Annotated in this window: 20 protein-coding genes; 12 read left to right on the top strand and 8 right to left on the bottom strand. The window is 40.8% G+C overall.

What is annotated here, in order from left to right; genetic code table 11:
- Nucleotides 1-50: 50 nt before the first annotated feature.
- The 3 genes from ACFOU2_RS07370 to ACFOU2_RS07360 form a co-directional block, all read right to left on the bottom strand.
- The gene (locus ACFOU2_RS07370) at nucleotides 51-1,184 is read right to left on the bottom strand and encodes a CdaR family transcriptional regulator (RefSeq protein WP_377913754.1); all 1,134 of its coding nucleotides are present in this window, start codon (nucleotides 1,182-1,184) and stop codon (nucleotides 51-53) included.
- Nucleotides 1,185-1,482: 298 nt separating this feature from the next.
- Nucleotides 1,483-1,797 (bottom strand): DUF3905 domain-containing protein, encoded by a 315-nt coding sequence (locus ACFOU2_RS07365; protein WP_377913831.1) that lies wholly within the window; start codon nucleotides 1,795-1,797, stop codon nucleotides 1,483-1,485.
- Between the two features lie 91 nt (nucleotides 1,798-1,888).
- Nucleotides 1,889-2,191, bottom strand: a complete 303-nt coding sequence (locus tag ACFOU2_RS07360; protein ID WP_377913752.1) for an EthD family reductase — start codon at nucleotides 2,189-2,191, stop codon at nucleotides 1,889-1,891.
- Nucleotides 2,192-2,412: 221 nt separating this feature from the next.
- Here ACFOU2_RS07360 and ACFOU2_RS07355 point away from each other — a divergent pair, with 221 nt between their 5' ends.
- Nucleotides 2,413-2,598 (top strand): hypothetical protein, encoded by a 186-nt coding sequence (locus ACFOU2_RS07355; RefSeq protein ID WP_377913750.1) that lies wholly within the window; start codon nucleotides 2,413-2,415, stop codon nucleotides 2,596-2,598.
- Complete coding sequence (locus ACFOU2_RS07350) at nucleotides 2,591-2,770, top strand: hypothetical protein (protein WP_377913748.1); 180 nt, start codon at nucleotides 2,591-2,593, stop codon at nucleotides 2,768-2,770. Before ACFOU2_RS07355 ends, ACFOU2_RS07350 begins: the two co-directional genes overlap by 8 nt.
- A 156-nt stretch (nucleotides 2,771-2,926) precedes the next feature.
- On the opposite strand, the gene ACFOU2_RS07345 is transcribed toward ACFOU2_RS07350, so the two are convergent.
- Nucleotides 2,927-4,696 carry a B12-binding domain-containing radical SAM protein gene (locus ACFOU2_RS07345; RefSeq protein WP_377913746.1) on the bottom strand — a complete coding sequence of 590 codons (1,770 nt, stop codon included), beginning with the start codon at nucleotides 4,694-4,696 and terminating at the stop codon, nucleotides 2,927-2,929.
- A 313-nt stretch (nucleotides 4,697-5,009) separates the two neighbouring features.
- Between ACFOU2_RS07345 and ACFOU2_RS07340 the strand changes: the two genes are divergently transcribed.
- Nucleotides 5,010-6,722 (top strand): sigma-54 interaction domain-containing protein, encoded by a 1,713-nt coding sequence (locus ACFOU2_RS07340; RefSeq protein ID WP_377913745.1) that lies wholly within the window; start codon nucleotides 5,010-5,012, stop codon nucleotides 6,720-6,722.
- A gap of 244 nt (nucleotides 6,723-6,966) precedes the next feature.
- Here the strand turns inward: ACFOU2_RS07340 and putP are convergent, their stop codons facing one another.
- From putP to ACFOU2_RS07320, 4 genes are all read right to left on the bottom strand, one after another.
- Nucleotides 6,967-8,433 carry a sodium/proline symporter PutP gene (putP, locus tag ACFOU2_RS07335; protein WP_377913743.1) on the bottom strand — a complete coding sequence of 489 codons (1,467 nt, stop codon included), beginning with the start codon at nucleotides 8,431-8,433 and terminating at the stop codon, nucleotides 6,967-6,969.
- Between the two features lie 152 nt (nucleotides 8,434-8,585).
- On the bottom strand, nucleotides 8,586-10,154 hold the full coding sequence (gene pruA / locus ACFOU2_RS07330) for an L-glutamate gamma-semialdehyde dehydrogenase (RefSeq protein WP_377913741.1): 1,569 nt from the start codon (nucleotides 10,152-10,154) through the stop codon (nucleotides 8,586-8,588).
- Between the two features lie 30 nt (nucleotides 10,155-10,184).
- Nucleotides 10,185-11,099, bottom strand: coding sequence for a proline dehydrogenase family protein (locus tag ACFOU2_RS07325; RefSeq protein ID WP_377913739.1), 915 nt, complete (start codon nucleotides 11,097-11,099; stop codon nucleotides 10,185-10,187).
- A gap of 524 nt (nucleotides 11,100-11,623) precedes the next feature.
- Nucleotides 11,624-13,306 (bottom strand): L-lactate permease, encoded by a 1,683-nt coding sequence (locus ACFOU2_RS07320; RefSeq protein WP_377913829.1) that lies wholly within the window; start codon nucleotides 13,304-13,306, stop codon nucleotides 11,624-11,626.
- Nucleotides 13,307-13,638: 332 nt separating this feature from the next.
- On the opposite strand from ACFOU2_RS07320, the gene ACFOU2_RS07315 reads away from it, so the two are divergent.
- The 9 genes from ACFOU2_RS07315 to ACFOU2_RS07275 all read left to right on the top strand — a co-directional run bounded on the left by ACFOU2_RS07315 (nucleotide 13,639) and on the right by ACFOU2_RS07275 (nucleotide 24,415).
- The gene (locus ACFOU2_RS07315) at nucleotides 13,639-14,352 is read left to right on the top strand and encodes a FadR/GntR family transcriptional regulator (protein WP_377913737.1); all 714 of its coding nucleotides are present in this window, start codon (nucleotides 13,639-13,641) and stop codon (nucleotides 14,350-14,352) included.
- A gap of 270 nt (nucleotides 14,353-14,622) precedes the next feature.
- Nucleotides 14,623-16,065 (top strand): nicotinate phosphoribosyltransferase, encoded by a 1,443-nt coding sequence (locus ACFOU2_RS07310; protein ID WP_377913735.1) that lies wholly within the window; start codon nucleotides 14,623-14,625, stop codon nucleotides 16,063-16,065.
- 176 nt (nucleotides 16,066-16,241) lie between these two features.
- Nucleotides 16,242-17,072 (top strand): ammonia-dependent NAD(+) synthetase, encoded by an 831-nt coding sequence (gene nadE, locus ACFOU2_RS07305; RefSeq protein WP_377913733.1) that lies wholly within the window; start codon nucleotides 16,242-16,244, stop codon nucleotides 17,070-17,072.
- 476 nt (nucleotides 17,073-17,548) lie between these two features.
- Nucleotides 17,549-18,265, top strand: coding sequence for a (Fe-S)-binding protein (locus ACFOU2_RS07300; RefSeq protein WP_377913731.1), 717 nt, complete (start codon nucleotides 17,549-17,551; stop codon nucleotides 18,263-18,265).
- Nucleotides 18,266-18,314: 49 nt separating this feature from the next.
- Nucleotides 18,315-19,739: a LutB/LldF family L-lactate oxidation iron-sulfur protein gene (locus tag ACFOU2_RS07295; RefSeq protein WP_377913729.1), complete on the top strand. Its 1,425-nt coding sequence runs from the start codon at nucleotides 18,315-18,317 to the stop codon at nucleotides 19,737-19,739.
- Nucleotides 19,740-19,741: 2 nt separating this feature from the next.
- Entirely contained in the window at nucleotides 19,742-20,464 is a 723-nt protein-coding gene (locus ACFOU2_RS07290) for a LutC/YkgG family protein (protein ID WP_377913727.1), read from the top strand.
- Nucleotides 20,465-21,071: 607 nt separating this feature from the next.
- Nucleotides 21,072-23,255, top strand: a complete 2,184-nt coding sequence (locus tag ACFOU2_RS07285) for a PAS domain S-box protein (RefSeq protein ID WP_377913725.1) — start codon at nucleotides 21,072-21,074, stop codon at nucleotides 23,253-23,255.
- On the top strand, nucleotides 23,252-23,770 hold the full coding sequence (locus ACFOU2_RS07280) for a methylated-DNA--[protein]-cysteine S-methyltransferase (RefSeq protein ID WP_377913723.1): 519 nt from the start codon (nucleotides 23,252-23,254) through the stop codon (nucleotides 23,768-23,770). Before ACFOU2_RS07285 ends, ACFOU2_RS07280 begins: the two co-directional genes overlap by 4 nt.
- A 39-nt stretch (nucleotides 23,771-23,809) precedes the next feature.
- A complete protein-coding gene (locus ACFOU2_RS07275; RefSeq protein ID WP_377913721.1) occupies nucleotides 23,810-24,415 on the top strand; it encodes a DedA family protein in 606 nt (201 codons plus the stop codon).
- Nucleotides 24,416-24,420: the final 5 nt, after the last annotated feature.

The following is a 24,420-nucleotide window of genomic DNA, read 5'->3' as shown; positions in this document are numbered from 1 at the left end:
ATCATCATAAAGGATAAATTCAGCTAGTTCTATAGATGAATGTACAAAAGTTATCCGTTTTCATGATTATTTTTTAGATGATTATCCAAAAAATAAAGGGATAAATAAAGGCTTACCACATCCGGGAAGGACTTTAAGTTCAATTCCGTTAATTCTTCCAGTTTTTTGATTCGGTAATGTAAGGTATTAATATGAATATGAAGGGCTTCTGCCGTTTGTTTAAGGGACATATTCTGCTGGAAAAAGACACGGAATGTTTCAATCAGTTCTTCATTTTCCAAGACGGAATTCAATATACGTGCTGTAAACTCTTTGCGTGTAGGAATAGAGATTTCTTCTAAACACATATCAAGGCGTAAATCGGTATCAAATACGATGCCGTTTTTTCTTATGGCGACGGTTAACGCACGTTCAGCTTGTTCATACGATTTTTTAAGCTGGTCTCCTTCCACAACCTGTCCGATGCCAAAGGAAGCAGATGTATTCCATGTTTCTTCTATAAATGTTTTGAGCTGCTTCACTTTTTGTAATGTTGTCTCCTTTTGCGCTTCATCATGAACATGACGAATAATCAGAAAACGATCGTTTCCCCAACGTACGAACAAGTCATGCTGGTGCTGCTCGTTCCAAACATGGGTGAGCTGCCAAATGTCTTCGTTCAAAAAGGTTTGATGGTTGTCGATATAGGCTAATATTAATTGCCGACGCGCCTGTAAATCGACTTTCAGAAGGTTGGCCCTTTCGATGAATGGCTTGGACCAGTCTTTCAACTGAAGCCAGTCGAATACGAATGCTTCAAGCATGCGGGAGCGCCATTGGATTTGTTCGGAATAATAGCTGTCTTGAATAAGCAGCTCAGTCATTTTTCGAAGGAGCTCCCCATATGGCAAGATACGATCAGGATCCCCTGTAATTCCAACCACTCCAATGACATCATGAGAGAAAAAAATCGGTAAATTAAGCCCGGATTTCACTCCCTCCAGTCGGCTTTCATCTTCCTTCGTAATGATCACTTTTCGCTTTTCTTTCACACTAAGAAGGGCACCTTCGTGGAACGTGCCGAGACGTTTTTCATCTGTACTCGCTATAATCGTACCGTCTACATTGACGATAATAATATCTTCATCAATGAGTTTTTTGACTTCATAAATGATTTTTTTGGCTAAAGAAGGTAAAAGTAACAATAATATACCTCCCTGATTTCTTTTTCCTTATTATACCCTATCGAAAAAGTGGGAGAGAAACCTTTAAATGTTTGTCCGGTCTTGTCAATTTAATGAGACATATTTTCATGATTATTTTGATTATAGAATTGGCAGGAGCCGTTGTGTTGGGATTCTACCGTTTATTTTTATGCTTGGAAGGCCGCAAACACAACCGAAATACCGTTATCCAAAAGAGCGGATCATCATAGGCTAACGGGCAAAAAATCGGGCTCCCTTAAAAAAGGGGCCCGTTTTTGACTATATAAGAAAGTATACCTCAATCAGTTCCGTAACTCACATCTTTGTCTGGATGCATAAACGGGACACCTTGAGGTTTCTTTTGCCTTTCCACAAGGTCGCGGTTTTCGGCTGTGTTCCATCCGATATCATTTGTTGGATGGACCCATTCATCACCGGACATAATGGCAGGATCGATTTCATCGCTCCAATTGTTTAACGGTGATTGTTCAGAGTTATACTGACTGTCTCCAATAACGACCCCATATGGATTTACGAATGGTTTTTGGATTTGAATGCCTGTGTCCTTAAAAGAAGGAGCATCTGCTTGATGAGGCATGGTGCCGTCAATCATGGGAGATTTAAGTGTTTCATCTTTTTTATTCAAGATTCATTTCCTCCTTTATTTATTCATTATGTCTCCTTGACCCTCATCAGTCGTTTCATTAGTCACAGATACAAACGGCCGGAGGTTCCGGTAAATATGGGGTAAGGCGCTTCGCATCTTCGCCTATTTTTTCCCATTCAGGCGTTGCGGTCGTGTGAAGCAGTTCATCCAGGCTTTCAAATTCAAGCTCCACAATCAGGTAGAAGGGTTGATTAGGGTTTACGTTCTGCACGACTTTGTTCACAAAAGTGTTGGTGACGCCCTTTAGTTGCTTAGTAAGAGGAACGTGTTCTTCAAAATAAAGTTTATCAAATTGTTCCTTGTTGGTTGGAATAGGGTACATAATCATGATTTTGGCCATGCGATGAGCCTCCTTTAAAAGTCGCGGAAGGTGAGAAGGATTTTTGTTAGTGTGCCCTGATTGATTAGGAAAATTGCTTCGTCAAAACGGGATTTTACAGGAACCAAAAACAGGGGATGAGGAAAGACAGTCAATTTTTTCAAAGCATGACCCGGTCGTTTTTCTTTGATACTAATGAAGAGCGGTTATGCTCAAACCATTTGGATAGGGAGATGGTTATGATGGCAAAGCGCAAAGTGAAGAATGATGCAGCCAGAAATACGAATTTCACCCCGACAGAAAGCATGCCTAATGCCAGATACTCAGAGGAATTTGGCGAAGAAAACGTCATGAAAGGCGCTAATCGCAATTCGAAAAAAGGCCGTCAGGGTAAAGGCAAAGTACAAGGAGCATACCCTCATGAATAAAAAAGAATTTAAAAAAGCGCGTAAAGCAAATGGAAATTTAATGGACGAAAAAGCGGATGTGAGAAAGCTGCTCCAAGAAGAGTTTGGTCATGAATTAGGTGACGTGAACGCAAGTAAAATATATGAGGCGGCTGCTGAAGCCGCTTCACGTAAAAATAATAAGAAAAAGTAAAAAGAGGATGTCTCCAAAGTACAAAAACGTACTTTGGGGACACCCCCTGCGATGAACCGTCATTAAAAATCCTGGAAAATCAATCATTTCGGTGACAGTTTATCTTAGAAAATTAAATGATTACCATTTTTTGAGGCTTTCGAGTCAGCTCTTTTATTAGTTCGCGACTGGAAGTTCAAATGCTTCAAGCGGTCTTGTATATACTTTTGTTTTCAATTCTTTTGGATCGAAGTACACAAGCATTAATGATGGTTTCTGCACGACTTTACCCGTTTGTTGATAATGATTGTAATCGAATGGAAGAAACTCAAGTACTGTATGTTTGTATAGTTCTTTTTCTGCTAATCCTTCTTGAACAAACGTTTCCCCCATTAAAGCTGGTTGTTCTAAAATCTGCTGGTAGTAGTGAGAACGGACTTGTTTTTGGACCGCATCATCCCACCAAGGCTTACGCGGCTTATATTTTTGATTTTGCAAATAATCGATTTTCATGAAGCCCTCGATTACATGTTGGTCCTTAAAATTTTCAGTTGTTAAATATTCTTTTAGTCGGCGGAATAAGTCTTCGAGCTGATGGCCGATGCGTACCCATCCTTGATTATCCCAGTATGTTCCGAAGTTTTGGAAGAAATCAAACGGCGTTTCATATACATGGGATACGAGGTATTCAATCGTTTCATCCATGCGGTGATCATTCCAGTACTTTTCTAAAATATCTTCTACTTGTTTAATGCGAATCACATCATCAAAGGATAAGACATTGTTGCTTAAAATTTCATACGGCGCATGGTCCATATATACATAATCATGTTGATCGGCACGTAAACGGACACCTGTACCGCGCAGCATTTTCAAGAAACCGAGCTGCAGTTCTTCGGGACGAAGAGCAAATACGTCATTGAATGTTTTCTTGAATGAGTTATAATCCTCATCAGGAAGACCGGCGATCAAGTCAAGATGCTGATCGATTTTGCGTCCTTCTTTCACCATCGTGACCGTACGAGTCAGCTTTTCAAAGTTTTGTTTACGCATCACAAGCTCATTGACCGCATCATTTGTTGATTGAACCCCAATCTCAAAACGGAACAATCCTGCAGGAGCATTTTCGTTTAAAAACTGAATAACTTCCGGGCGCATAATGTCGGCCGTGATTTCAAACTGGAACACGACACCCGGAACATGTTCGTCAATTAAAAACTGAAACATATCCATCGCGTAGCTGCGGCTAATGTTAAATGTGCGGTCGACAAATTTGATGGTGCGAGCGCCGTTTTTCATTAAATAGCGTATATCTTCTTTCACTTTTTCGCGGTCAAAATAGCGAACTCCGACTTCGATGGATGACAAGCAAAATTGGCAGCTAAACGGACAGCCGCGGCTCGTCTCGATATAAACGACACGTTTGGACAGGTGAGGAATGTCCTCTTCAAAGCGAAACGGTGACGGCATTTCTTTTAAATCGACTTTGTTGCGCTGGGCGTTAATGATTTTCTCCCCATTTTTCCGGAATGCAAGGCCGCTCACCTCTTCAAACTTTCCTTCACCGTCAAGCTCGTCCAATAAATGTTTGAATGTGACTTCACCTTCACCGATGACGATAAAGTCCGCCTCTGGAATGCGGTCGAGCCAGTCGCTTACATCATATGTCACTTCAGGGCCGCCAAGCACGATTTTAACGTCAGGCATGATTTTTTTCATCATTTTAATGACCTTAATCGTTTCTTCGATGTTCCAGATATAACAGCTGAATCCCAGCACATCCGGCTGCTTATTATATAAATCTGTCACGATATTCAAAGAGGGGTCTTTGATGGTGTATTCGGCCATCTCCACATCATACTCAGGAGCGGCATAAGCTTTTAAATAACGAATCGCTAAATTTGTATGAATGTACTTCGCATTCAACGTCGCACAAATAATTTTCATTTATTTATTCGAACTCCTTTAGTCTATCATCTATAAAAATATAAACGGTGTTTCTTCTGTTTGATGTTTCTCAAGCATTTCAGAACGAAATGCCTCAATCAGAGGAACCCTTTACGGATTCCTCTGATTGAGAACAACTTATTATTTTATCACATTCTCGCCAATATCGCTGAGGAAAATTCAAGGAGGTTTACTTTTTTAATGTACGAAGAGAAGTGGAGGATTCACATTTGTTTCATCGTCGTTGCACTAGAAAAACGTTAGATAAACGTGATACAGTATAGATAAGATCATATAAAGCGAGGGATTTTGGATGTTTGAGATTGGACGAATCGAGATGGATCACTCCTTTATTTTGATTGAGCCGTGTACCCCTTTAATGGAAATAAAAAGCAAGCTTTTACAATATCATTTTGTTGTTGTCAGAGGAAAAGCGTGCTATACCATTGCAAACAATGAGTACAAGATGGTCGAGTTAGGTGAGGATTCATTGTCAGCAATCCAGTGGCTTGAAGAAATGCAATGGCTTCCATCTGCTGTTTTTTCCATGAAAGAAATGTTTGAAGGAGAAGCGGATTGGAGACGGCCAATCCTGATAGAGAATGAAGAAAAAAATATTATTGGAGTTATAACTGCCGATTCATGGATCAAAAATTTACATACGGAGAATAAAAAGCTGGCCGCTTACTTTCATACGCTAGCTGAAACGGTTAATGACGCGGTTACGGCTGTAAATCACGAAGGGAAAGTCATATGTTGGAACACTGCAGCTGAAAGAACATACAGGATTAAGAGGGAAGACATCCTCGGTCGAAAGATTGGCGATCATTTCCATGCTGAATCGGTGATGTTGCACCGGATTTTAAATGAGGGGCGCCCGGTTCGGGGAGAGTATCATCACCCTGCCAAAGATACTCATGTACTAATCAATGCTTCACCGATTATACAAGATAATAAAATTATTGGCGGAGTTGCAACCGAGCATGATATTACCCCGATTGTTCGCCTAAATGAAGAAATTGATGCATCGTCCCCTTTGCTTATTCATCAAGACAGACCTTTTTCCTCTATGATTGGTGATAGCCCGGAAATCCAACAGGCAGTCAAGATTGCCCAGAAAACAGCCTATGCCGATATTTCAGTCCTATTAGTGGGGGAACACGGGTCAGGGAAGGAAATGCTGGCACAAGCCATTCATTATGGCGGCCCAAGAAGCAATAAGCCTTTTGTGTCCGTTAACTGTTCAGCTATTCCTTCAGGCCTTTTAGAAGCAGAATTATTCGGTTATCAAGGAGGAGCTTTTACAGAAGAAGAGCAAGCCGGTCAGCCGGGTAAAATTGAACAGGCCAAAGAGGGGACTTTGTTCATTGCGGAAATTGATCAAATGCCTCTTGATATCCAAGTGAAGTTTTTGAACTATCTACAGAACCAATCCTTCTACCATGTAGGCGGAACGGAATTAGTGACAACACGTATACGTGTCATTGCGACTGCTTCTCCTGAGTTAGAAGAATTGGTGCAAGAAGGAAAGTTCCATAAGGATCTTTATTATCATCTAACCGTGATAAAGATTGATATTCCTCCATTGCGTCAAAGAAAAGAAGATATTATGGAGTTAGTCCAAAAGTTCTTAAAAGAATTTACGATCAAATATAGAAAGTCAATGCCGGTCGTGAGTCCGGAAGTCGGGGCTGCCTTAATGAACTATGATTGGCCGGGAAATGTGCGGGAGCTTCGGAACGTAGTGGAAGGATTTGTTCTTCTCAACGACGGAAACGTCATTACGCTTGAGCACATTCCCCAAAACATCACTACCGATAACTTGGTGAGAGGTGATGGCGCATCCATGCCCAAAGAGGCGGTATCGAAAGGGAAGGAATATCAAAAGGGAGAAGCGTTAAGAATTGAAGAAGCGCTGAATAAAACATACGGAAACAAGAGCGCAGCTGCTAAGCTACTCGGTATATCAAGGGGAACATTATACAATAAAATGAAAGAATACAATATGGATTCACATAAATCATAGGGCATGGATAAAAAACATCCATGCCCTATGATTTAATCTTGTTAGCCTATTCGAGTTGATGGGGCGAGAAACATGAAGAGGGCGGGAGGCAAGGTTGATGTCAAAAAGATTAAATCGGATTTATATATTAGATCCACGTAAATAATTTTATATTCTTTATCCTTAAGCATCATGAGTAAGCGAAAAGGTTTTTACAAAAGGACGGGAATGTTTTTATTCCCGTCCTTTTGGCAAAGTGAATTTATTAAGCTGATTGTTTGTATTCGTCAAATTGTTTCTGAGTATCCTTAGAAGGGATAGGGGTTAATAGACTAACCACATAGATGGCAATCAAGCTCATCGCAAACCCTGGTATCATCTCGTAAAGGCCAGTATCTTTGAAAAAGTCGATTTTTGTCCAAACAATAACGGTAACCGCACCTGCAATCATTCCTGCAATAGCTCCCCACTTGTTCATTCGTTTCCAATAAAGACTGAGAAGAATCACAGGTCCAAAGGAAGCCCCGAAACCAGCCCATGCATAGCCTACCAGAGATAATATAGAAGCATTTTTATTATAAGCAAGAAGTACACTGACAATGGAGACCAACAATACGGAAAGACGACCAATTAGCACGAGCTCTTTATCCGTTGCTGAACGGCGGAAAAATGTTTTGTACAAATCCTCTGTTAATGAACTTGAGGTTACAAGAAGCTGCGAAGAAATGGTACTCATGATCGCAGCGAGAATAGCCGCTAACAAAAACCCGGTAATGATAGGATGAAACAAAATATTACCTAATTCAATAAAAATAGTTTCGGGATCAGCCAGCTTCATTCCTTGCTTGGAATAGTAGGCAAGTCCCACGAATCCTGTAAACATGGCACCAACGACTGAAAAAATCATCCAGCCCATTCCAATGTGACGCGCTTTTTTGATTTCCTTTACAGAAGAAATGGCCATAAAGCGCACGATGATATGCGGTTGACCGAAGTAACCTAGTCCCCATGCAAACAAAGAAATGATTCCTAGAAGGCTTGTACCTTTAAATAAATCAAACAGTTTAGGGTCAATGGACTTGATTTCACTGAATGCCGGCCCAATACCCCCTACATGCATGATGGTAACGATCGGAACAAGAACGAGAGCTATAAACATGATGAGCCCTTGAACAAAATCGGTCCAACTTACAGCAAGAAAGCCCCCAAAAAGCGTATAAGCTATCACCACCCCTGCGACGACCCATAGGCCTGTGTGATAATCCAGGTTAAATGTGTTTTCAAAAAGAACACCGCCGGACACCATTCCAGAAGATACATAAAAAGTAAAGAAAATAATAATTACAAATCCAGAAATTAAACGCAGAATCTTTGATTGGTCATCAAAGCGATTCTCTAAAAAAGCAGGAATGGTAATGGAGTTGTTAGCCATTTCGGAATATGTCCTTAGGCGAGGAGCGACATAAAGCCAATTGGCATATGCGCCCAGCGTAAGCCCAATTACAATCCAGGAAGCACTAAGTCCTTGAGCAAACATGGCGCCAGGCAAGCCCATCAGCAGCCATCCGCTCATATCGGACGCCCCGGCACTGAGCGCGGTGACGGCAGGACCAAGTGTCCTTCCTCCTAACATATAATCAGATAAGTTGGACGTTCGTTTGTACGCATAATACCCTATAAAAAGCATCCCCACCATGTAAACGGCGATTGAAATAAGAAGCTGTATGTCCATTATTACATCTCCCTTCTAGTTTGTTTTCGAGGAAAATAATATTTTATCTCATTTTATAGAATATATCGACTATTTTGGAGAATTTATTTTATGAAAGCGGATACATACGACGTTTTTTTTAAAGCTCCCGTTATTAGGGAGCTTTTAAGCTTCTATAATTTTCTGGATGTTAGCTTTGCTTGTGTGAATAATAGTAAATAATCATAACCGCCGGCTTTGGAATCTGTACCGGACATATTGAATCCGCCAAACGGATGCACTCCAACTAGAGCCCCTGTACATTTTCTATTAATATAAAGATTTCCGCAATGAATAGTTTCCAAGGCGTATTGGATTCGTTCCTCATCTTGTGAAAAATAGGAGCCTGTTAGACCATATTCCGTATCGTTATAAACTTCCATTCCTTCTTTCCAATCTTTCACTTTCGCTAAAGCTAGGACAGGGCCGAAAATTTCCTCCTGCATAATACGGGCTTTCGGATCAACATCCGCAAACACAGTAGGTTCGATATAAAATCCGTTTCCTTTCGCTTTTACTCCGCCTGTCAGCAGTCGTCCTTCTTGTTTTCCAATTTCAATATACTCCAAAATTTTGTTTAAAGAGTTTTGATCAATTACTGGACCGATAGGGGCATTTTCTTCAGGCTTTCCTACGCGTAATTGCTTTGTCAATTCTGTTACCTTATTTGCCACTTCATCATAAACCGATTCGACGATTATCGCTCTGGATCCCGCAGAACATTTTTGTCCTTGAAACCCGAAGGCAGAGGCAACAATGGCAGCGGCAGCAGCGTCCAAATCGGCTGTTTCATCAACAACAATACCATCTTTACCACCCATTTCCGCTATGACACGCTTTAACCAAATTTGTCCGTTTGCCGTTTCGGCCGCTAAACGATTGATACGGAGGCCTATTTCTTTAGAGCCTGTAAAACTAATAAAACGAGTTTTCGGATGTGTGGTTAAGTAATCACCGACTTCGGCTCCACTTCCCGGAATAAAGTTAATGACACCTGATGGAAGGCCAACTTCTTCCATTAAAGCCACAAACTTATGAGCGATAACCGGAGTAGTAGAAGCCGGTTTTAAGAGAACCGTATTTCCTGATACAATGGCCGCTGTAGTCATGCCCACACAAATCGCCAGCGGGAAATTCCATGGCGGGATAATGACACCTACTCCAAGAGGAATGTACGTCAATATATTCTCTTCACCTTCGATTTTTGTAAGAGGTTGATGGATATTTGTCTCGCTGAGACGGAGCATTTCTCGAGCATAGAATTCCATGAAATCAATTGCTTCCGCTGTGTCGGCGTCAGCTTCTGCCCAGTTTTTCCCTGACTCGTAAACAAGTAAAGCCGAAAACTCATGCTTGCGTTCACGCATTAAGCGGGCTGCTTTAAACAAATACTCGGCGCGTTCTGCAGGGGAAACCTTCTTCCATGATTCAAACGTTTTTAAAGCTTCCTGCATGGCTTCTTCTGCAAGTTGTTTTGTTGCCTTGCTTACAAGACCGATTACTTCATCCACATTCCCTGGATTAATCGACTTGATTTTATCTTCTGTTACTACCTTTTTGCTCCCAATATGAAGGGGAAACTCCCTGCCAAGTTCATTCTTTACTTTTGAAAGAGCGAGCTCCATTGCTTTTTTGTTCTCTTCAATCGTGAAATCTGTAAAAGGCTCGTTTTTGAAAGGGGAAATCTTCGTAATAGTTGTCATCTTCTCCACTCCTTGATATATATACAAGTTTTATTTTAATAGGTTTTTCAATACGAACCAAACATTGGCAGGACGCTCCGCCAAACGTCTCATGAAATATCCAAACCAATCGACTCCATATGGCACATAAACTCGTACTCTATAACCTTCTTGGACTAGCTTTTGCTGAAGTTCCACGCAAATGCCGTATAACATTTGGAATTCAAACTGATCTTTTGAAATCCGGTGTTCTTGAACCATTTTCTTTGTGTATTCGATGATTGCTTCATCATGACTGGCCACAGCCGTATAGTTTCCGTTCAGCAGGTGTGTCTTAATGATTTTTTTATAGTTTTCATCGACATCTTTCTTATCCGGAAATGCCACTTCCGGCGATTCTTTGTAAGCGCCTTTTACTAGTCTAAGATTTGCTTTGTACTCATTCAGGTCTTGCATGTCCTGTTCTGTTCGGTATAAATAAGCTTGGATGACAATGCCCACATTATCGTAATCTTTGCGCAACTCTCGATAAATGTCCAAGGAAACTTGGCAGTGGGCATAGTCTTCCATATCAATCCTTACAAAGTTGCCATACATCTTTGCTCGGTCGAGAATTCTACGCATATTTTTCATGCATAAATCCTTGCTGATGTCCAAGCCCAGAGACGTCATCTTGAGTGAAAGATTAGATTGCACACCCGCTTTTGCGATGGCATCCAGTGTTTGAATACACATTGCCGACGACTCGTTTGCTTCTTCTTCCGTGAAGACAAATTCGCCTAAATGATCAAGTGTAACCACTTTCCCAGACCGATTTAATTCTTTCACAGAATTGATAGCGTTTTCAATTGTTTCCCCGGCAACAAAGCGTGCTGCACCGAAACGCAAACCGTATTTTTTTGCCAGCTTATTAGCTGCTTGGTTTTTCCCTAAAGTTTGAAACATATTTCTCATCAAAACTTCCATAATGGAATGCCCCTTTCGAATGAAGGTTTCGAAAATTGGTTAAATAAAAAACAGTCTGTTTTTTCATCACATTCATTATATAAACTTTTATACAATTTTGTAAACGCTTTTATACAATTTTGTTTAAGTCTCATGTATTTTTTTTAAGTTGTGTTATTTTGAACACTTTTGTTCAATGTTGATACTTAGTTATGCTGGATCAATCCAATTGGATGAGAGAGGGGAAGGAGGAAATGAAAAAACAGTTACCATTTTCTGTTTTATAGAGAATGGTAACTGTTTTTTGAATAAAAGAAGTATGAAGGAGCTGTCCCATAAGTTTAAAATAGATAACCAGAAACATTTTTACTAAAAGGACCCGGCAGAAAAATTCTTGATTTTTTGGATTTTATGTACCGAGTCCTCCCCTTTGTTATAACTCCCGCCATGAAGAGGGGAGAGAAAGTTTTCATTTTATTAAAGCCCAAATTGGTTCGACTAACCATCAGCGGGAGTGCCCATCTCCCACTGATGGAAGTTTCACTTTATGGAATCATCCAAGATAATACGTTAGACTGTAAGAACGTTAAGATACACACGATAAGAATTAAGAATAAACTATGTTTCACTGTAAAGCGGAATAAGTCAGATTCTTTACCCGCCAAACCTACAGCTGCACAAGCAACGGCAATGGATTGCGGTGAAATCATCTTCCCTGTTACACCGCCTGAAGAGTTGGCCGCAAGTGCAAGAAGCGGATCCATTCCAACAGATGTCGCTGTAATTTTTTGCAAGTTCCCGAACAGCAAGTTTGCTGACGTATCAGAACCTGTAATGAATACACCCAACCAACCCAATACAGGTGAGAAGAATGGGAATAGAGATCCTGTTTTCGCCAATAGCATTCCCAGTGTTGTACTCATGCCTGAAGAGTTCGTTACATAAGCAAAACCGACAACAGCTGCAATCGTTAGGATTGGAAATTTTAATTCATTACATGTTTCGGCGAATGTTTTCACCCATTCTTTCCAGGAAATGTTCACAATGAATTTTGTCACAACTGCCGCTAAAAGAATGGCTGTACCGGCAGCGCCTAACACTTCTAATTTATAAACGGCCGGAATCGGATCACCATTTCCGTTTAAAATCAGGTTGTTTAAACCCGGAACTTCAGGCATAAACGTTAGATTGTGGCCGATTGAATTAATCGCTTTTAATAAGCCGTTTGTTCCTTCGTAGTGTCCCGTTAAAGCTGCTTTGATTTGTGGAACGCCCCAAATAGAGATGAACGCCGTTAAAATTAAGAATGGAGACCATGCTTTAAAGATTTCGCCGCTTGTATGCTTCGCGTGAGAAACGACAGTTGTAGCTGCAACTTGAGCTTCCGCTTCGGATTGGAAACGGAAAATGGTTTTCGGTTTCCAGAACTTTAAGAAAATTGCCAATGTAAATAAAGATACTAACGCTGATAAAATATCTGGAAGCTCAGGTCCTATGAAGTTCGAGCTTAAATATTGAGTTAAGGCAAAAGATACACCTGAAACTAAAATGGCGGGTAAAACTTCGAAGGCTCTTTTGAAACCAGCCATAATAATGATCAAATACAATGGAATAAATACAGATATGAATGGTAATTGACGGCCGACCATTTTTGAAATTTCCATGGCCGGAATGCCGGTGGGCCCTTCCATTGCTGTAATGGGGATACCGATTGCGCCAAAGGCAACAGGAGCTGTGTTTGCCAATAAACAAAGGCCTGCTGCATATAAAGGATTAAACCCGAGCCCCACAAGCAATGCGGCTGAAATGGCTACCGGCGCACCGAAGCCTGCGGCCCCTTCCAGGAAGGCTCCGAATGAGAAGGCCACTAAAAGCGCTTGTAAGCGGCGGTCTTCCGTGATGGACAATACGGAGTTTCGGATTATATCAAATTGACCTGTTTTAACGGTCAATTTATATAAAAATACAGATGTGACGATAATCCATCCGATCGGCAATATACCGTATACGGCTCCTTGGCTTGCTGACATGAGAGCCATGCTTGCCGGCATTTTATATGCAAGTACAGCGACAACCAATGATACTGCCAATGTTGTAATCCCGGCTACATACCCTTTCATTCGCTTGACTGCTAATGCCCAAAAGAAATACAAAATAGGGATTAAGGCTACGACAGCAGACCATAATAGACTATCCCCGATAGGCGTAAAGTTTTGTGCCCATGTCATGAATAACACCCCGTTTTCAAAATAGTTTGACCATTGATACAACATGAATCCCCTTACCCATTCAAAAAAGAGAAATCGCTTTCAAGATGACTTAAAAAAGAGAGAAAACCCGACATTCATAAAATTAGGTGATTAGGTCATCTGATGATAGTACCAATAAAATGAATACGCTCACATTATAGTCTATTAATTTAGTAGTAAGCAAGTGGTACTGGAAAACTTTTTGATATTTTTTTAGAAAAGTAGAGTTTACTTTTGTAGAATCTAACAAAGACGTATTGATATAATAAAACATATACTATTTGGAAGTTTCAGGCTAGAGGTGAATGTTTTTGACGTATAGACATATAAAACCGAAGAAGATATATGAGGAAGTGGCAGAGGCGCTTTTAAGTATGATTAAGAGCGGCGATTTAAAGCCGGGCGATAAACTGGATTCTGTCCAGCAGCTCGCTGAAAATTTTCAGGTAGGGCGCTCTGCCATCCGTGAAGCGCTTAGCGCGTTAAGAGCGATGGGGCTTGTTGAGATGAAGCAGGGAGAAGGTACATATGTCCGCCAGTTTGATGCAGAGCTCATTTCTCTTCCGGTTACGGCAGCTGTTCTAATGAAAAAGGAAGATATCATTCATTTACTTGAAGTCCGTAAAGTATTAGAAGTCGGAACGGTCGTAGCCGCTGCGACAAAACGGACATTGGACGATTTACAAAAAATGAAAGAAGCACTTGAGGCGATGAAGGCTGCAGCAGGAAATGAAGAATTGGGGGAAAGAGCGGACTTTGAATTTCATATGGCCATTGCCGCAGCTTCTAAAAATCCATTGTTAGTAAACTTAATGAATAACGTATCTGAAATGATGATTGAAACGATGAGGGAAACAAGGCGTCTCTGGTTATACTCGAAACAAACGACGTCCGAACGTTTATATCAGGAACATATGCAGATTTATGAGGCCATCGTGGAGCAAAATCCGTCCAAGGCCCAGGAATTAATGCTAACGCATTTAGTAGCGGTCGAACAAGTATTGATGAAATATATTGAGCTGTAGAAACAAAGGGATTTCCCAAATCCGCGAAAACATATGGATGGGGGAAACCCCTTCAAATGAATCGTCATGGAGAATTCAGTAAAATGAAAGGTTCTCGTGACGATTCATTTGTTTAAAAGACTTTTTATGATGTGGATGGTTGACCTTTTGAGCCAGCCCCTTTTATTAACGCTTATATTTTCTTTAAAAGTTGGAAACTTGAAAGAAAGCAGCCGGAAATGTTTATATTAAGAAAAAGAGCCGATGAGGGATGAAAAGGGGAAATGACGAATGAGTGATGATAACTTAACACTCCATACTGATAAGTATCAAATCAATATGATTTATGCGCATTGGAAACTGAACCGTCACCATAATATTCGTGTTTTTGATGCTTATTTTCGCAAAATTCCATTTGGGAACGGATATGCCGTATTTGCGGGACTTGAACGAATCGTCAATTATATTAACCATCTCAAGTTTTCACAAGAGGATCTTGAGTATTTAAGAAAGCAGCCGGAAAATTATGAAGAGGACTTTCTTCAAGAGTTACAAAACTTCCGTTTTACAGGAAATCTATATACCGTTCCAGAAGGGACGCTTGTGTTCCCTAACGAGCCGATTATTCGGGTGGAAGGGCGCATTTTTGAAGTGCAGCTTATTGAGACGGCACTTTTAAACTTTATGAACTACCAAACATTGATTGCCACAAAGGCTTCCCGCATCCGTCAAGTGGCTCCGGATGACACGTTATTTGAGTTTGGAACAAGACGTGCACAAGAAGCGGACGCGGCAATTTGGGGAGCGCGGGCAGCTTATATAGCGGGCTTTGACGGCACAAGCAATATGGAGTCAGGAAAGATGTTTGGTATTCCTTCTATCGGGACACATGCCCATGCATGGGTGATGGATTTTGATTCGGAGCTGGATGCGTTTATGGCATATGCACAAGTTCATCCAGATAATACGGTGTTGCTTGTCGATACATATGACACGTTAAAATCAGGTGTACCCAACGCCATTAAAGTCGGAAAGTGGCTTGAAGAAAAGGGGCATCGCTTAAAAGGAATCCGATTGGACAGCGGTGATTTGGCTTATTTGTCACAAGCAGCACGCAAAATGTTCGATAATGCAGGTCTTGATTATGTCAACATCATAGCGAGCAACGATTTAGATGAAAATGTGATTTTTAACTTAAAAGCACAGGGAGCCAAAATCAACGGCTGGGGAGTGGGAACACAGCTGATCACAGCAGCGGACAACCCGGCATTAGGCGGAGTTTACAAGTTAGTCGCTAAAAAAGAAGGAAACGAATATGAGCCCGTTATCAAAATATCGGGTAATCCGGAAAAAATTACGACACCGGGATTTAAAAGTGTGTACCGAATTCTTAACGCCAATAATAAAGCAGAAGGCGACTATATCGCATTCGTCCATGAGAAAGTTACAGCAAAACATAAAATTAAGCTGTTCGATCCTGTCCATACGTATTTGCATAAATTTGTGACCAATTTCAAAGCAGTTGAATTACTCGTTCCTGTTTTTGTGAACGGAGAACAAAAATATACACTCCCTGATCTTCATCAAATCCGCGCTTATCACCAGGAACAATTAACGCTTTTTTGGGATGAATACTTACGCAAGCTAAATCCAGAACGCTATCCTGTTGATTTAAGCGAAGAAGTATGGAAAACGAAAATGGAGTTAATCAATCAACACAAGCTAAAGAGATAAAGAACATGTTTACACTTGTCCGCGTTGTGTAAATAAAATAATATCAAACGAAAACGAAGCTTTTGCCAAAAATATCACTTTTCGTGTAATATTTAGTTACAAACCATGTTAATTTCTGGTGATAATAAGTTGAAATACTTTGTTAAAAATGTCAGCTTTTGAAGGGAGCAAAAACGATGGGAGATTTACAACGCCAAATTATAGAAGAATTGAAAGTAAAACCGGACATTGATCCAAAGGAAGAAATTCGCCGCAGTGTGGACTTTTTAAAAGCATATTTGAAAAAGCACCCGTTTTTACAATCAATGGTTCTCGGTATTTCAGGAGGCCAGGATTCAACTTTAACAGGAAAACTCGCACAAATAGCGGTGGGCGAGTTAAACGAAGAAGCAGGAGAGGAAAAATATCAATTTATCGCTGTTCGCCTTCCATACGGAGTACAAGCAGATGAAGACGATTGTCAGGACGCCCTTGATTTTATTCAACCGAGTAAAAGTTTAAGGGTCAACATTAAAGAAGCGGTCGATAAAAGTGTAGCTGCTGTAGAAGAAGCAACAGGCGGGAAATTGACCGACTTTGCAAAAGGAAATGTAAAAGCCCGTGAGCGCATGGTGGCTCAATACAGCATTGCCGCAATGTATAACGGGGTTGTATTGGGAACGGATCATGCAGCTGAAGCGGTTACCGGGTTTTTTACGAAATATGGTGACGGCGGTGTAGATTTAGTGCCAATTTTTCGTTTAAATAAGCGTCAAGGTAAGATGTTATTAAAAGAATTAGGGTGTCCTGAACATTTATATACAAAAACACCAACAGCTGATCTTGAAGAAAACCGCCCGCAGCTGCCGGATGAGACAGCACTAGGTGTGACATACGATGAAATCGACGATTATTTGGAAGGAAAGGAAGTGAATGAGGAATCACGCAAGAAGATTGAATCACATTATTTGAAATCTGAGCATAAGCGTCACCTTCCAATTACGGTTTTTGATGACTTCTGGAAATAAGCCTTTCCCTTTTCAGGAAAGGCTTATTTCCAGAAAGCCCGGTGAGAACATTGCACTCACCAGGCTTTTTTATTGAAATTAAAATCGAAATGAATATTTACATAATAATTAATAAAGTAGTACTGAAGAAAAAGAATGAAGACATATTCATAAAACTTACAATAAACGGCCTATGAATTGTGAAGACTTTTTGACAAAAAATCCTTGAATAATGAAAGCGTTTCACAATATAATGATGTTATCAAATCTTCAACAGCATGACAATTGCTTAACAGAAAATCATTCTACAATGTGGGACTGTTATTATTGGCTTGAGTTTGTTTTTGATAGTTTTTTATTATTTGAATTTATATAAAGCTTTGAAAAATTTGTTAATAGGAGTATAATTAATCAAGTCATCAGATGACCTGTTGATAGGTTATCCTGTGCGTGAATAGTATATTGAATAGGCTTGTCTGTGTATGGAGGGAAAAGAGATGAAGGTTTCATTATTCGTTACTTGTTTAGTTGATATGTTTCAATCCGGTGTAGGGAAAGCAACTGTAGAATTACTAGAGCGTCTTGGCTGTGACATTGATTTTCCGGAAACGCAAGTGTGCTGCGGACAGCCCGCTTACAACAGCGGCTATGTAAAAGAATCGAAAGAAGCCATGAAAAATATGATCAAAACGTTCGAACATTCCGAATATGTAGTCACACCATCCGGTTCTTGCGGAACGATGTTCAAGGAGTATCCTCATATCTTCAAAGGAGATCCTGTGTGGGAACCTAAAGCGCAAGCGCTTGCTGACAAAACATACGAATTAACGCAATTCATTGTCGATGTATTAAAAGTGGAAAATGTGGGTGCAAAGTTAGAGGGGAAAGCAACATATCATACATCTTGTCATATGACGCGTCTACTTGGCGTAAAAGATGCTCCTTTCAAACTATTAAAGAATGTAGAAGGATTAGATTTTGAGATGCTGCCAAATGCCAATAACTGCTGTGGTTTTGGTGGTACATTCTCTGTTAAAATGGGCCAAATTTCCGAACAGATGGTGGATGAAAAAGTAGAATGCGCGGTCGGGACAGGGGCGGATTATTTGATCGGTGCCGATTGCGGGTGCTTGATGAACATCGGCGGACGTATGGAGCGTAAGGGAAAGCCGGTTAGAGTCATGCATATCGCTGAAGTATTGAATAGTAAATAATAATCGTTTAGTTGCTTATACGGATATACAAAGATTGGGGTTGAGAAAGATGGCAATGAAAATTGGCGCAGACGACTTTAAAAAACGTGTTGATAAAGGGATTAACAATGATTTTATGCGGATGGCGGTTGCCGGTGCGCAGGAACGCCTTCAGGCTCGTCGTCTAGATGCAGCCGAAGAGCTTGGGAACTGGGAAGAGTGGCGTGCGCTTGGAGAAGAGATTCGCCGGCATACATTGGAAAATTTAGATTACTACTTGCAGCAATTAAGCGAAAATGTGGTGAAGCGGGGCGGCCATGTATTTTTTGCCCAAACGGCTGAAGAGGCAAATGAATACATTGCAAATGTCATCCAAAAGAAAAATGCGAAAAAAATCGTTAAATCAAAATCAATGGTGACAGAAGAAATCGATATGAATGCGGCACTTGAAGCATTAGGCTGTCAAGTAATCGAGACGGACCTGGGCGAGTATATTTTACAAATAGACGATCATGATCCTCCTTCACATATTGTTGCGCCTGCCCTTCATAAAAATAAAGAGCAAATTCGCGATGTGTTTACAGAAAAACTTGCTTACCAAAAAACCGAAAAGCCGGAGGAACTGGCCCAACATGCCCGTGTTACTCTTCGTCCGGACTTTTTATCGGCCGATGTTGGCATTACAGGCTGTAACTTTGGGATTGCTGAATCAGGATCTATCTCACTTGTGACAAACGAAGGAAATGCGCGTTTAGCTACGACATTGCCGAAAACGCAAATCACAGTGATGGGGATGGAGCGGATTGTTCCGACTTACGAGGAGTTCGAGGTACTTGTCAGCTTATTGACACGCAGTGCGGTTGGACAGCGTTTAACAAGCTATATTACGACATTGACAGGTCCCAAACAGCCTGGGGATATAGACGGTCCGGAAGAATTCCACCTTGTGATTGTAGACAATGGGCGTTCCAAAATCTTAGGAACTGAGTTCCAATCCGTTTTGCAATGCATTCGCTGTGCGGCGTGTATCAACGTCTGTCCGGTTTATCGCCATGTAGGCGGCCATTCGTACGGTTCTATTTATCCTGGGCCGATCGGGGCGGTGTTATCGCCGTTATTGGGCGGTTATGACGATTATAAAGAACTCCCATATGCATCGACTTTATGTGCGGCATGTACAGAAGCTTGTCCGGTTAAAATTCCGTTGCATGAATTGCTGCATAAGCACCGTCAAGTCATCGTGGAGCGTGAGGGGCGTGCACCGATTTCCGAAAAACTGGCGATGAAGGCATTCGGTTTAGGAGCTGCTTCATCTTCATTGTACAAACTTGGTGCAAAGATTGCTCCGACGGCAATGAATCCATTCACGAACGGTGATAAAATCTCAAAAGGTCCCGGTCCGTTAAAGGCATGGACCGAAATTCGCGAATTCCCGGCTCCAAACAAGGAAACCTTCCGTTCGTGGTTTAAAGATCATCAAAAAGGAGAGAACTAAACATGGCAGTAGGTACTATTCAAAATCGCGATAAATTTTTAAACCATATTGCCAAGCAGCTTGGCAGAGATCGTCGTACGGAAGGGGTTACGCGTCCAAATTGGAAACATCAGCCGCAGCATGAGGTTTATCGGGGATGGACGCAGGATCAATTGTCTCAGCAATTAAAAGATTACTGCGTGCGCATTCATACAGATTATGTGGAAACATCGTCTGTTGAATTGGTTGAGACCCTTCACCAAGTCGTTGCCAACTATGGCGGGGGCCCAGTTGTTACCTGGAAGGACCCGCGTTTTGAAGAATACGGTTTGTCTCATTTATTAAATGAGCAATGGAAAAATGAGAATGTCGATGTTCACATATGGAATCCGGAACTTGGGAAGGAAAATATCCGAAAGGCAGAGCGGGCCAATGTAGGAATTACATTCAGTGATATGACGTTGGCGGAATCCGGTACAGTTGTATTATTCAGTGGGAACGGAAAAGGCCGTTCGGTAAGCTTACTTCCGACCACTTATGTTGCCATCATTCCGAAAAGCTCGATCGTCCCGCGTATTACGCAAGCTGCACAACGCATTCATGAGATTGTCGAAGCAGGTGAAGACATCGCTTCATGCATTAACTTTATTACAGGCCCGAGTAACTCGGCTGATATTGAAATGAATCTAGTCGTAGGTGTACATGGTCCTGTAAAAGCCACCTATATCGTTGTAGACGACAAATAAATATATAAATCCACATAAATCATGTAACATGGACAAAAGCGGTCCATGCTACATGATTTACGCATAAGGCTTCGTCCATTTCCCTTACGGGCCCTTGCCGAAGCCTTATACGAGAACCTTTGTTAGCTCATTCAAGATGAGAGAACAGAAAGGCGCGAATGGAAGAGAATCCAATAGTAGAGGTTAAAGAATTAAATGGGATTTATATATAATATATGATTAAAAAAACCCTTTCACGTTCAAAAGCTAGCGTGGAAGGGTTTTTTAATTACTGTGGGCCACTCTTAAAATTGTGGTTCTCCTTTAGCTGCTTTCAAAGTATACCCTGCTGTCCATGACGAAAACGGTTTTTTTATCATGTTAAAGGCTTTCTGTTTTTACACCTTGAATACGCAAAAAAAGGTTCTCGTATGAGAGGTTGTCAAGAACCCGAAAGGGAGCTTGTCAACCTCTTATGCGTTGAAAATATGACATGGCTATTTTTGGCCATGTCGAATTTTCAATGTGGATGTATATAATCGACAAATGATAGCAGGTGAAAACGGAAAGGTGTAGAATACATACACTCGGAGAAAGGGTTGAGAAGGAAAGGGGTCGTAGTCTCATCATGACAGTTATTCATGAAGGAGCCAAGGGAAGAGAAGAATATTCGAGGGACCAGCAACTAAAACAATTAAACATCATCTTTGATCGTGTAATGGAATCAATTATTGTGTTTGATCGATCATTTCAAGTAATAAAGGTAAATGAAGCAGCATGTCGTCTGTTTGAAAAAACAAAGAATGAGATGATGTCACTGCATATAAAAGACGTATTGATTATGTTTTCGTATCAAGTGATTGAACAATACTATGAGTCGTTGACAAACGAGAGTCATTTTTATTATGAGGGGGATATTACCCTCCATAGCGGATTGAAGAAATATGTCAGATTTGTATCAGAACAATATACAGATGAAACGAACATGATTATTTGTACGTTTCATGATATGACACAACATAAAATGCTGGAAGATGAACGGCTTGTGAGTCAAAAAATGTTTCAAGATATGTATAATCAAGCCATTGACGGTATCATCATTTTTGATAAGAATGCCAATATTATCGATGTTAATCAATCTTTATGCCGCTCTTTAAATTATGATAAAGAACAACTGATTCAAATGTCTCTAACACAGTTGGTGAAACCGAGTTACCGTTATAAATTGATGAAACTGTGGAGAAATCTCTATCAAGTAGGTAAAGCAACCGGAGAAATTCCCATTATGTTAGCGAATGGAGAAGAAAAATACTTTGAGTTCACGACAACATCAAACATTTATAATGAATATTATATGTCGATTATGCGTGATAGCACGGAAAAGCGCCAAATGAAACAAAGATTGGCAAAAAGTGAAAGAAAATTCAGAGAAATATTTGAGAATGCGATTGATGCCATTATCATTTGGGATGATCAATGGAATATCATCGATGCTAATCCTGCCTCAGCCCGTACGTTTGAACTGCCTCTTCCTCAATTGATCGGCTATAATCTTGAACATTTTATGGATATGGATGACCCAGAAACCATTCGAGCCATGAATGAGTTTTATGAAAGGGGTGTTATTCGCGCTGAACACCCTTTTTATATGCCGAATGGTGAAATCAAAGAACTGGAGTTCACCTCAAAGCGGGGAATTATTGAAGGTTACAATTTGACCATTTATCGCAACATTAGTGAACGCAAGCGAATGGAACAAGAATTGAGGGAAAGTGAACAAAAGTTTCGCAAAATCTTTGACGGTTCCCTTGATGGCATTGTATTGTGGGATGGGAAGAGAAATATTATCGATGTGAACTCAGCGGCATGCAAGATTGTTGAAATGACAAAAGAAGAGATTTGCAAGTGTTCCCTTCAATATTTTGTCTCAAAAGAACATTACAACGAGCTGCATCATCATCATGTGATGATTGAAACAGAGGGGGAAGGAGACGGCGAGCTCACCTATTTAATGGCGGATGGAAGAACGAAGATTATTGAGTTTTCTACCAAAAAAGATATTATCCCGGGTCTCTATATGACAATGTTTCGTGATATAACAGAAAAAAGAGCCATGCAAGAGCAAATTCGTAAATCAGATACCATGCAAGTCGTCGGGCAACTGGCAGCGGGCATCGCCCACGAGATTCGCAATCCAATGACTGCGTTGAAAGGGTTTGTCCAACTTTTGCAGGGAAGCATCAAAGAAGACTATTCTTTATATTTTGACGTCATCACATCAGAGTTAAAAAGAATTGAAAATATTATTACGGATTTTTTAGTGCTGGCAAAGCCGCAAGCCGTCAAATTTGAGGAACGAGACGTTGTTCAAATTATCAAGGAAACGATCGATTTGCTCGGAGCACAAGCCGCTTTGACAAATGTGCAGTTCCTCTCGACATTTAAAGAAGAGCTTCCGTTTGTCTATTGTGAGACGAATCAACTCAAGCAAGTGTTTATTAACATCATCAAAAATGCCATTGAGGTTATGCCAAGGGGAGGAAATATTTTCGTTTCTGCTGTCAAGCATTGTGATCAATACATTGCTGTATCGATTCAAGACGAAGGGGAAGGGATGCCGGAGGATCGGGTCAAGCGCCTCGGCGAACCGTTTTATACGACAAAGGAAAAAGGGACCGGCCTGGGACTGATGGTATCTTATAAAATTATTGAAGAACATAAAGGATATATTGACGTAAATAGTAAAATAGGAGAAGGTACGACTTTTTCTATTTATTTGCCCATATATTCAAAAGGAAAGGATGTTATATGAGCACGTTTTATCGAAAGGTTCACGTACCGATATTTCATACGCTATATTTAGTCTCAAGTGAAAAAGGATTATCCCGTATTTTGGTTTCAGAAGAGGAATTTATTGAATTTCAAACCTGTTATGAGGTAGAGTGTGGGGATGACCGTTCTCCAGCAGCTCAAGCGGAACGGCAGCTTATGGAATATTTTGCGAAGGAACGAACAAGCTTTCAAGTGCCGCTTGACGTGAAAGGAACACTGTTTCAACGTCAAGTTTGGAACGTACTGTCAACTATTCCGTACGGCGAAGTATGGTCATATGCAGATGTAGCCAAAGCGATTGATAATCCGAAAGCTGTTCGCGCAGTCGGGCAGGCTAATCGTGCCAATCCGATTCCAATCATTGTTCCGTGCCACCGTGTGATCGGGAAGAGTGGTCAATTAACAGGCTATGCTGGAAAGAAAATAGGCATAAAAGAAGAGCTCTTACAGCTAGAAGGGATAAATGCACAAAATGGCATGTTCATCCCTGGATAAGAGCTAGCACCATCGTAGAAGGTAGAAGGAGAAAGATATTTGGAAACCGCAGAACTATTGGCAATTGTAGATAACTATGGGTATATCGCGTTATTTTTCGTGTTGTGGCTTGGCTTTTTCGGTTTGCCTGTTCCCAATGAAGTCATTGTGATGTCAAGCGGACTTGTCGCCTTTAAAAGCTATTTATTACCCATTCCAGCTTTTGTCGTTACCTATGCAGGGGTGATTTGCAGTTTAACGACCCTGTATTTGCTCGGGAGGTTTTTCCATGACACCATATACAGCCGGGTAAAGAAACTTAAAAAAGTGGAAAGTTATGTACGGCAATCAACTCGTTTAATCGAAAAACATGGTTCAATGGCTTTAGTGTTTAGTTACTTCCTGCCGGGGGTGCGTCATTTCGTTCCATTTTTGGCTGGACAAAGCCATATGCCGTATCGAACGTTTGCTTTGTTTGGCTATAGTACGACGTTCGTATGGACGAGTGCTTTATTTGCGAGCGGTTACTTCTTCGGACAGTATATTGATGAAATTGTTGAATTTATTTATTCATATGGGATTGCGTTATTCCTTGGCATATTTTTGCTTGTCGTTGTTTATCAAAAGATTAGCCGTAAAAGAAGAAAACTGAGAGAACGCTCATAAAGGGA

Source organism: Bacillus songklensis, assembly GCF_042649685.1.
GTDB classification, from domain to species: Bacteria; Bacillota; Bacilli; order Bacillales; family Bacillaceae_H; genus Bacillus_BA; species Bacillus_BA songklensis.
Note: the sequence above shows the minus strand (reverse complement) of the source record. Positions and strands in the feature narration are given on the sequence as shown.